At 60.7% G+C, this 9,795-nt stretch carries 8 protein-coding genes; 3 read left to right on the top strand and 5 right to left on the bottom strand.

The window, feature by feature from the left end; all coding sequences use genetic code 11:
* Positions 1–101: 101 nt before the first annotated feature.
* Entirely contained in the window at positions 102–590 is a 489-nt protein-coding gene (locus RMO51_RS02075) for a nucleoside deaminase (RefSeq protein ID WP_310391551.1), read from the top strand.
* A gap of 141 nt (positions 591–731) precedes the next feature.
* On the opposite strand, the gene RMO51_RS02070 is transcribed toward RMO51_RS02075, so the two are convergent.
* Together RMO51_RS02070 and RMO51_RS02065 are read right to left on the bottom strand one after the other, a co-directional pair.
* Positions 732–1,346 (bottom strand): DUF4136 domain-containing protein, encoded by a 615-nt coding sequence (locus RMO51_RS02070; protein WP_310391549.1) that lies wholly within the window; start codon positions 1,344–1,346, stop codon positions 732–734.
* A gap of 101 nt (positions 1,347–1,447) precedes the next feature.
* Positions 1,448–3,322, bottom strand: coding sequence for an ABC transporter ATP-binding protein (locus RMO51_RS02065; RefSeq protein ID WP_310391548.1), 1,875 nt, complete (start codon positions 3,320–3,322; stop codon positions 1,448–1,450).
* A 564-nt stretch (positions 3,323–3,886) separates the two neighbouring features.
* Between RMO51_RS02065 and RMO51_RS02060 the strand changes: the two genes are divergently transcribed.
* Positions 3,887–4,873 (top strand): hypothetical protein, encoded by a 987-nt coding sequence (locus RMO51_RS02060; RefSeq protein WP_310391546.1) that lies wholly within the window; start codon positions 3,887–3,889, stop codon positions 4,871–4,873.
* Between the two features lie 342 nt (positions 4,874–5,215).
* Here RMO51_RS02060 and RMO51_RS02055 read toward each other — a convergent pair whose 3' ends face one another.
* The 3 genes from RMO51_RS02055 to RMO51_RS02045 form a co-directional block, all read right to left on the bottom strand.
* Positions 5,216–6,739, bottom strand: coding sequence for a T9SS type A sorting domain-containing protein (locus RMO51_RS02055; RefSeq protein WP_310391544.1), 1,524 nt, complete (start codon positions 6,737–6,739; stop codon positions 5,216–5,218).
* A 15-nt stretch (positions 6,740–6,754) separates the two neighbouring features.
* Positions 6,755–7,579: a hypothetical protein gene (locus RMO51_RS02050; RefSeq protein ID WP_310391543.1), complete on the bottom strand. Its 825-nt coding sequence runs from the start codon at positions 7,577–7,579 to the stop codon at positions 6,755–6,757.
* A gap of 250 nt (positions 7,580–7,829) precedes the next feature.
* Positions 7,830–8,057 carry a hypothetical protein gene (locus RMO51_RS02045; RefSeq protein WP_310391542.1) on the bottom strand — a complete coding sequence of 76 codons (228 nt, stop codon included), beginning with the start codon at positions 8,055–8,057 and terminating at the stop codon, positions 7,830–7,832.
* A 387-nt stretch (positions 8,058–8,444) separates the two neighbouring features.
* Between RMO51_RS02045 and RMO51_RS02040 the strand changes: the two genes are divergently transcribed.
* Positions 8,445–9,608 carry an acyltransferase gene (locus tag RMO51_RS02040; protein ID WP_310391540.1) on the top strand — a complete coding sequence of 388 codons (1,164 nt, stop codon included), beginning with the start codon at positions 8,445–8,447 and terminating at the stop codon, positions 9,606–9,608.
* Positions 9,609–9,795 lie beyond the last annotated feature (187 nt).

Here is a 9,795-nt window from a genome sequence, read left to right as displayed (position 1 = left end):
GCAGATTTTCTTGCCTGACCTCCGCGAACCTCCGCGGTTTTCCTCCGCGACCTCTGCGAGAAAGCGGCCGTGCGTAAGTCCTAACATCAATTAATCAGCACATGAGTACATCAATGCAGGCCCCCAATCCCGAATTCATGCGCGAAGCCATTCGCCTGTCCATTGAAAAGATGCGGGACGGGCACGGCGGCCCCTTTGGCGCGGTGGTGGTGAAGGACGGCCGCATCATTGCCCGCGGCTTCAACCGGGTTACCAGCACCCACGACCCCACCTGCCACGCCGAAGTCGACGCCATTCGCAAGGCCTGCGCCGCACTTGGCACTTTCCAGCTCGACGGCTGCGACCTCTACACCAGCTGCGAGCCCTGCCCCATGTGCCTGGGCGCCATTTACTGGGCCCGGCCGGCGCGGGTGTTCTACGGCAACACCAAGGCCGATGCCGCCGCCGTGGGCTTCGACGACCAGTTCATCTACGAAGAGCTGGGCCGCCCCCTGGCTGCCCGCCGCCTGCCCATGACGCAGCTGCTGCGCGACGAAGCGCTGGCCGGTTTTCAAGCCTGGGAGCGGCAGAAAAACCGCACGAACTATTAGCGGCCAGCGAGCAGGCACCCCGTAGAGACGCCTAATTGCTTCTCAGTCTTGAACGATTCGTTTGCCCGGCGCGGACGCCGAGACGCAATTAGGCGTCTCTACAGCGTTTTAACTGCCTTCAATTGTGAGTCAAATAGTTTCTCAGCGCTCGGACTCCCCTTCTTCGGACCGCGGCAGGTTCCCGTTGGCGAATTCTTCGGTGAAGACGCGGTAGCGGTCGAGGATGGAGCGGACGGAGCGGCGGAGCACGATTTCGCCCATGGGGCCTTCGGGCACGGTCACGCCCGAGGCGTAGCCGTTCCACACGGCGCGGTTGGTTTTCACGTCGATGAGGGTGACGAGCAGCGTGCCTTCGGCCAGCAGCAGGCGCACGGGCTGGTAGCCCTGGCGGTCCTCCTTGGGCGTCTCGTCGTTCTCCTCAATGTTGCGCTTAATCCACTGGCTGAGGTCTTCCTGCGCGAAGCCGTGGAAGTTCATGTCGCCCTCGTACACCCGGAAGTTCACCAGCATGTCGGGCCGGCGCCGGGCCAGGCGGTAGCCCTGGGCCAGCAAGCGCTGCTGAATGGCCTGCCGCAGGGACTGGCCCAGGCGGCTGCTGTCGGCCGTCAGGCCGGTACCGGTCACGAAGTCATACGTCCGGTAGCTTCGAAAATTGCCGCGGTAGCTATAGTCTGATTCCACGCGGGCCTCACGGGTGGTCATGCACCCGGCCAGGGCCAGCACGGCCAGTAACAATAGCGTAATCGTCGGTTTCATACGGACAGAAATAAGTTTACGGGACTACCAATGTACGAAAGCTAAGACAGTTAGGGGCGGAAAACCCGGCAGAAAGATTATGGCCGGCCCACCCGCCGCCGCTACCGGTAGCCGGCGGCCTGCAGGGCAAACAGCTCGGCGTAGCGCCCGCCCTTGTCCAGCAGCTCTTCGTGCGAGCCAATCTCCACGAATTGCCCGTTTTCCATCACCAAAATACGGTCGGCCATGCGCACGGTGCTGAAGCGGTGGCTGATGAGCACGGCAGTTTTCCCTTTTGTTAATTCGGCGAAGCGCTGGAACACCTCGTGCTCGGCGCGGGCGTCGAGGGCGGCGGTGGGCTCGTCGAGGATGAGCAGCTGGGCGTCGCGCATGTAGGCCCGGCCCAGGGCAATTTTCTGCCACTCGCCGCCGCTCAGGTCCACGCCGCCGTTGAAGCGGCGGCCAATCATCTGGTCGTAGCCGCCGGGCAGCTTGGCGATGACGGTGTCGGCCAGGCTCTGGCCGGCGGCCTGCTCGATGCGGGGCTGGTTCTGGCGCTCCTCGATGCGACCCACGGCCAGGTTCTGGCCGGCCGGCAACTGGAAGCGCACGAAGTCCTGGAAGATAACGCCGATTTCCTGGCGCAGCTCGGCGGGGTCGTACTCGCGCAGGTCGTGGCCGTCGAGCAGGATGCGGCCCTCGGTGGGGTCGTAGAGGCGGGCCAGCAGCTTAACGAGCGTGGTTTTGCCGGCGCCGTTTTCGCCCACCAGGGCCAGCTTCTCGCCGGCTTCGAGCTGGAACGACAGGTTGCGGATGGCCCACTTCGCGCCGTTCTTATACTGAAAGCCGACGTTCTCAAACTCAAACCCCAGCCGGATGGGCCGCGGGAAGGGCCGCACGCGGGCGTCGTCGGCGGCCGGCCGCACAATGCGGGGGCGCAGGGCGAAGAAGTCGAAGAAGTCCTGCAAGTACAGGGCGCCGTCGGCCACGGAGCTGAAGCGGCTGAGGATGCCTTCGAGCAGGCCGCGCAGCCGGGCGAAGGAGCCAGCCAAAAAGACCAGCTGGCCCAGGGAAATCTGCCCAGCCACGGCCCGGGCCAGGATGTAGACGTAGGCGCCGTAGTAGCCGGCCGCGCCGATGGCGGCGAAGAGCGTGCCCCAGCCGGCGCGGCGCAGCACGAGGGCTTTGTTCTGATTGTAGAAGTCGTCGGACAGCTCCCGGAAGCGGTTTATCAGGAAATCGGAGAGCCCAAAAATCTTGACTTCCTTGGCCGTTTCGTCGGAGGCGCCGGTCTGGCGGAGGTAGTCGAGCTCGCGGCGCTCGGGCGTCCAGGAGTGGCTCAGGGAGTAGCTGCGCTCGTTGAAGTGCGACTCGCCGAGGAAGGCCGGCACCACGGCCAGCAGCAGCAGGCCCAGCAGCCAGGGCTGGAAGGCCACCAGCCCGCCGGCCAGCAGCACGAGCGTCACGAAGTCCTGGCCCTGGCTCAGCACCTGGCTCATGAGCACGGTGCGCGAGAGGGTTTGGCGGCGGGCGCGCTCCAGCTTGTCGTAGAAGGCGCTGTCCTCGAACTGGTCCAAATCAAGCTCGGCGGCGTGGGCCATGATGCGGATGGAGGACTGGTTGGCGAACAGGTCGCCGAGCAGCGAATCGAGCAGGGCCACGCCGCGGCCCAGGGCGTCGGCCAGCAGCACGAGGCCAAACTCCAGCGCCACCAGCGTGAGCACGGGCGTGAGCACCCGCTCCGCCGCGGGCAGCCGGGTGAGGACCACCACGGCGTCGAGAATAAGCTTGCCGACGTAGAGCGTGGCCAGCGGCAGGCCCGCCCGCACCAGGCGCAGGGCGATGTTGGCCAGGGCCAGGGCGGGGCTGGTGCGCCAGATGAGTTTCAGAAACGCCGGCAAATTGCGCAGGGCCGACACCCGCTCGCGCACGCTCACGGGCGGCTTGTCGCCGGACGTGGGCCGCTTGGCGGAAATGGTTTTCAGGAAGTTGAGCATTGCCGGCCTCGGGGCAAGGTTGGGGCCGGAAGTGCGGGGCGGCCGTTTTGGCAGGGGGAGGTGGGTGGCGGGCAGATTGCTCAGCTGGCGAAACCTCACCCCCGGCCCCTCTCCCAAAGAGAGGGGAGCCGAACGACCAATACGCGAATCAGAGAACCGCTGTGAGTCTTGTGGCGGCTCATAAGCGCCTTGAAGCAACTCATAGAGGTTTCGGGCGGCTTCGTACGGCCTTAGCGGTGGCTCATTGGCACCACGGGCGTGCTCATGGGCGCAAAGTGCATGCTCATGCACGCCGCGGACGCGCTCACGGGCGCAAAACGCCGGCTCATGGGCACCGCGCGCTTGCTCGTACGCGTCACGGGCTTGCTCATGCGCATCACGCGTCTTCTCATCCATGCCACGGGCCTGCTCATACAAATTTTTAGGCCCAAAAACGTGCGCCAACCCCACTGGGCCGGCTTTCGGCGCGTGAGGCCGGGGGCCAAACGTAAGAATAACGGGCTGATGTGGTTGGAGCCATGTACATTTCAGCTTCACAAGCTCCAAACCTCAACCTTCTACCTTATGACTGCCCAGGAAACTTCCATCTTCGAAAGCGGCCAGCGCGTGGGCCTGGCCGTGGCGCCCTACCGAGCCGAATTAGCTGACTTTCCCCCACTACTCGCGGCCGACGCCGCTCGCGCCGAACTGGTGACGGCCATTGCAGCCGAGCAGACGGCCCAGGACGCCGAGACCACGCCCAGCACCACGGACAAGGACACAGCCCGCGAGAACATGGCGCTAGCCACCGCCACTCTGTCGGCCCGCGCCGTGGGCTACGCCCTGGCCACTGGGCAACTGGGGCTGAAGCAGGCCTTCACGCTGAGCTACGCCGACGTGCACTACGGCGAGGCCACCGAGGACGTGAACCACATACGCAACTTGGTGCAGGCCGTGCAGGCCCTGCCCGCCCAGGTGCGCGCCGAGTACCGCCTGACCGATGCCGTGATTCAGGCGCCGGCCGACGCGGCGGATGCCTTTGAGGCGGCGAGTGACACCCAAACGGACGCCAAAGCGGCTCCGCGCCTGGCTACGCGGGCCCTGCCCGAGTTGTTGGGTCGCCTCGGGGCCGCGCTGCGGCTGATGGACACGCTGCTGAAGGGGCAGCGCACCGACCCGGACCCTAAGTTTCGGTGGGCTGAATTGTACAACGCCTTTGCCGAGGCCAACAAGCGCCGCGGCGTGGCCGCCAAGCGCCGTACGGTGGCCGGGGGGCCGCGCATCGTGCGCACGCTGCCGGTCACGGCGGCTTCGGGCCAGCCGCTGCGGCTGGCCAACACCAACTACGGCCCCGCCTACACCCTGACCGTGGAAAACCGCGCCGCCACGACGCTGCTGCTCTGGATGGCGCAGAAGGACGGGGCCAAAACCACGCCCCTGCCCTGCGCGGCCGGCGCCGTGACGGTGCTGACGCGCGCCGACCTGGGCCCGGACACGGCGCGCTACCTGACGGGACAGTTTGAGGGGGAGCAGGGCGGGAGCGCGACGGTGGTGGTGCGGCGGGTGGTGTAGGGAGGGTAGCAGCTAGCCAGGGGCCTAACCTAGACAAGTGCTTAGACGGCCCGAGAACCCTGTGTTTTGTTTTCGGGCCATTTTTGTGCACGGTAGCTTCCTGCAACAAACGGGTAATTCTTAATCAGAGCTCGGAGTTTGTACAACTCATTGGTAAGAGTCACACCCATACCCCCCCAGAATACGAGCGTTTTTTAGAGGGATTGCAAGTGATGCGCTCTTTCCGACACCGTTGACAATTGAAGTAATTGGCTCAACAACAAGCCCCCTTTAGAGTTCCGGACGGAATTCTAAAGGGGGCTTGTTGTTGAGCTGACTCGGAGAAAATTCTCCCGCCAGATTTTATCGCTCGATGCTAAAGCGGGCTTTAACGATGCCGTTGTTTGAGGAGCTATACAAGTAGTAAATTCCAGCCGGCAGCCTCCGAACATCCACTTTAGTTTGCCCAGGCTTTAGCCGCACGCGTTGAACCTCGTCACCTATGCTGTTGTAGACACGCAATTCATGGGCGGCACCTGTTTCCAGCAAAGTGACGTTAATCTCATCATTAGCCGGAATGGGGTAGATGGCGACGCTTGCCAGAGAACTGTTTTCGGCGGCAGAGACCCGAGCAGAAGCGGGGAGGGCGTGGGACATTCCTTCGTCCATACTGACTTGGCGCGCTGCGCTTGGGCCCGTGGGGTCTTCCGGTGCGAAGGAAGAACAAGCCGCACCGTCTATCAGCGCGGCAAAAGTGGACCCTATCGGGGCAATGAATCCATCGGCCAGCACAACAGCCTCACGGGCGGTAAATTCGGCTGATGAAAATGATGAGATTATTACATCTCCAGTAGTTACGGTGTTCGTTACAGCTCGGCCCGCATACAAATTCGCCCCCGAGTTTTTCGTGCCGGAAAATCCTAGCACATTTTGCACGAAAACATCGCTCTGGCAGGGGACCGTCACCACACTCAACGCCACTGGATTGCCATCATTCGCGAGAAGAAACCCGCCTCCTACATTAGTGGTCGTGGCTTGGACCACCAAGGCATTGCTGACAGAGCTTACGTCGTTGGAGCTTACGGAAAACGTCCAAGTTAAAGAGCACCTCCGCTTGCCGTTAACCAAAGCCCACCCCGTTGATGGCACTTGACAAGCGGTTCCTTGAGTATTTGTATACGAGTTCTGAATAACTAAGCCCCTATTATTGCCGCCTATTCGGACCCAGAAATTATCTGCTAAACCAGGGTCACGGGTAAGCGTCACCCGGGCGGTAACCACTCGTGGGGTGGAGGACAGGCTGATGGAGGTGGCATTATCCAAGCTAAAATTACTCAGGCTCGCCGCTGACGGATTGGATGGGTTATCATTTAAGGTAAAGGTGATAGTGTTACTACTTGGGTAGGTTTGTAGACCGAAAGGATTTAACACGACCTTCAGCCCAGTGTACCCCCCAAAAAAGAGATTATTAGAAGTAATATCTATTGTGCCGGTGATGACGTAAGAAACACTTGAACCTACAGGAGTTGGACCCGATACATTCCTAGTTGTGATTGGGAGAAAAGTATTTTGTGCTTGGTTGCCCCCTACACGGTAGATATTAATTTGATAGGGGTCGTCACGTGAGCCTACATATTTAGTTAGGATCACCGAAAAGTCGGAACGCCGCACCGCCCCGGCACTATTAGAGATATACCAAGTGGCCGAAGTCGACCCATCAATGGTAAAATTGGTTAGGGTGGTCGGAGGGAAATTTTGCGCTCGCGCCGAATGGCTGCCCAGTGCTACCATGAGCAACAGGAGCAAGGCGAAGTAGTGCCCGGGCAGAATATGCAGCCAACGGGCAAGTAAACAAGAATGAACAAGATGTCTCATGGCGATGCACATAAATCTGCGGGTGGATTACTTGCTACGGCCTTCGGCCGCTTTGCTGGCCTCTAAGGCGGTCACCTGCTTGCTGAGGGCAATGACGTGCAAAGTCAGTTCTTCCACGGTTTGCAGCAGTTTCGCGTTCATGTCTGCCACGTTGATGCCATTTGACTCAACTTCTTGGGCCGAAGGAATGTGGGGCAAGTGCTTGTTCTTCTGCAGATAACTTTCCAGGGCGGGCAAGGACATGGACCGGTACCCGGGCTCAAACACAAAATCAGCCCACCCTTGGGTTGTCACGTAGATGGACTTGGCCACCAGTTTGCCGTCGACTGAAAGCTTAGAGTCCGGATGGGAGCTGAGCGGCTGTTGGCTGCCTATTTGCGTCTGGCCAGGAATTTGGACCAACCCGCTGGGGTAGATGGTCAGGCGGGTATTATTGTATAATTGTCCGTCGTTAAAGATTTGAGGAGCGCCGGCATTGGCAGTGGGGATGGTCATGAAGCGCATGACGCCAGTCAATCCTCCCGTAATCATGGAGCCTCCGTTATTTGCACCGTCGGTGCCCAGTTGCCATTCTCCAGTGTTTAGGGGCTTTATATTTAAGCCCAGATACGAATGCACGTACCCCAGATTAAAACGATAAGTAGTTCCCAAGGAAAGAGAATAGCTATTGAAGTCACCAAGCGAATATACGGCTCCCTCTTGGGCGCGGGAGGTATGACTGGCTAGCAGCGCACTAGCTACGAGAAGGGCAAGGAGTACGGGTTTTTTATTCATGGCTGGTATGGTTATGTTTTGAATTTTGATTGGGAGTGAGACAAAAATCGAGGAAAAGAAAACAGCAAAAAAGGACAATACAAGACAATTTGTGACATGTGTAAAATTATATATTTTAAATATTATTACAAATAATAATTAAATTAATTATATAAATTGAGAATTTTATTTATTAAGCACTAGTCAATGAGTGAGTTGTCAATTTACCAATTCGCGATTTTTGTGACATTCCCCAGGCCTGAATCCGGCAGATACGGGCCGCTTTTCTGCCCATTTCGTTATTGCGGAGCGAGAATTTTTTGTAATAAGCCCCGCTTTGACTGAGCGCCTACGCCCGAATTGCCGACTTCTGCTCAATCTGCTCCAGGGTATTGGGCCCACTGCGGACCTCATGCAAATTCTGGTGCACCTTCAGCTCCCGCTGCCTCTCGCTCACGTTGCCGAACATCGACTCTAGGTTGCGCGGGGCCGCCAGCAGCTGCAGAGCGTAGCTCAGTTCGCTCTCCGTTTCCGGCAGTGGGTGGAGCAGGCGCTGGGCCTGCACCGACTGCTTCACCGCCTCGAACTGGCGCGGATGCCGCGAAGCTCATGCTCGCATAGCTGGCTTACACAGCCCAGCACCGACCCCTGCGGCATCCATGCTGCCACCCCCGCCGGCCCCTGCGCCCTCGGCTTCGGGCTGATGTGCCTGTTGTCGTTCCTGTTTTTTTCTCAGCTTCAACCTGCTGCTGCCCGAGCTGCCCGACCACCTCACGCGGCTGGGCGGCGGCAATACGCGGGCCTTGACGACGCTCCCACCCGTTGCCTTATTTTACCCCACCCCATCGACTTTTGTTGAGGCTATCCCCTCGTTCTGCCTGAGTTTTTTGTTCGGCTTACAACTACTCGCCGGCCAGTGGCTGCGCCGAATACCTTTGCGGGCCACAGTCGATTGTCCCCCCGCTTGAAAACGTATTTCCCTGCCCTGACCGGCGTTCGGGCGGTGGCCGCTTACATGGTCGTCCTGGTGCACCTTTCGGCCCGCGAGACGCCGGAGCAATTGCCCTATTTCAACCGGCTGGTGGTGGAGTACGTGCGGCAGTGGGGCATCGGCGTCAACATCTTCTTCGTGCTGAGCGGCTTCCTGATTGCGACCCGCTACGCCGACCAGGTTACGCCCACCTGGGCCTGGCTCGGGCGCTACCTGCAGAACCGGTTTGCCCGCATCTACCCCGTCTACTTCCTGCTCAGCGGCCTCACCTTCGGGGTGATGCTGGTGCAGCCCACGCACGGCTGGTGGGAGTGGAACGCCGCTTTCACGGGGCGGGAAAAGTTGCTGGCCGTGCTGCTGAACGTCACGTTGCTGCGGGCTTATTTCAACCATTTTTCCGTGCTGGGGCTGCCCACGGCGTGGTCGCTCACCGCCGAGGAAACGTTTTATTTGTGCGCCCCCCTGCTGCTGCTGGGCGCGCGGCGCCGGTTGCGGCGTCTGGTGGCGTACGCCCTGGGCCTGCTGGCGCTGGGCTTCCTGCTGGTGGGCTTCTGCGCGCTTTTTGTGCCCCACTACGGCTTGATGCAAGATGTGCGGTTTATGCTCAGCATCACCTTCTTCGGGCACAGCGCCGAGTTCCTGATGGGCGTGGGCCTGGCCTTGTGGGCGGCCCAACAGCCCCGCCAGCCCACCCGCCGCATTGCCTACACGCTGCTTGGGGCGGGCGGCATTCCGATTTATTTACTGGTGCTCAGCCTGCTGTACCGCTTCTTTCCGGGGCACTACCACCCGTTAGCCAAGGGCGCGGCCGACTGGTACTACTGGCTGGTGTTTGCCAGCAACGGGCTGCTGCCCGTGCTGGTGTGCAGCTTGTTGTGGGGCCTTATCAGCGAGCAGACGCAGCTGCGGCGGCTCCTGGAAACCCGCTTGTTCACCCTATTGGGCAAAGCCTCCTACGTGCTGTACTTAATTCACCTGGGCACGGTTGATTACCTGTTCCGCAAGTACGTGTCGGACAGCAGCCCCGTTTGCATCGGGGCGTACACGCTACTCAGCATCGGGCTCTACCAAACCGTGGAGCGGCCCTTGCACCGGCGTTTGCGCGCCAAGCCCCAAGCAGCGCGGGTGGTTGCTTAGGCCGGTAGCAAGGGCCCCGTTTTGCCCGCCCCCGCCCCACTGGCGCGTTGCAGACGCGCGCCAGCGGGGGGAGCGGAAGGGAGGAAGCCGTGCGCAGCCCAGCACCGACCTTTGTGGCACTCATGCCCGTTGCCAATCCCTCCCGCCCCTACTCCCTCGGCTTCTGGCTGAGAATTATTTGAATTGG

Origin of the sequence: Hymenobacter sp., assembly GCF_031398885.1 — a bacterium.
Classification (GTDB): Bacteria; Bacteroidota; Bacteroidia; order Cytophagales; family Hymenobacteraceae; genus Hymenobacter.
Note: the sequence above shows the minus strand (reverse complement) of the source record. Positions and strands in the feature narration are given on the sequence as shown.

Bases quoted from the DNA above. Each gene is read 5' to 3' on its own strand.
- RMO51_RS02075 (WP_310391551.1), top strand. From the start codon at position 102: ATGAGTACATCAATGCAGGCCCCCAATCCCGAATTCATGCGCGAAGCC.
- RMO51_RS02070 (WP_310391549.1), bottom strand. From the start codon at position 1,346: ATGAAACCGACGATTACGCTATTGTTACTGGCCGTGCTGGCCCTGGCC.
- RMO51_RS02065 (WP_310391548.1), bottom strand. From the start codon at position 3,322: ATGCTCAACTTCCTGAAAACCATTTCCGCCAAGCGGCCCACGTCCGGC.
- RMO51_RS02060 (WP_310391546.1), top strand. From the start codon at position 3,887: ATGACTGCCCAGGAAACTTCCATCTTCGAAAGCGGCCAGCGCGTGGGC.
- RMO51_RS02055 (WP_310391544.1), bottom strand. From the start codon at position 6,739: ATGTGCATCGCCATGAGACATCTTGTTCATTCTTGTTTACTTGCCCGT.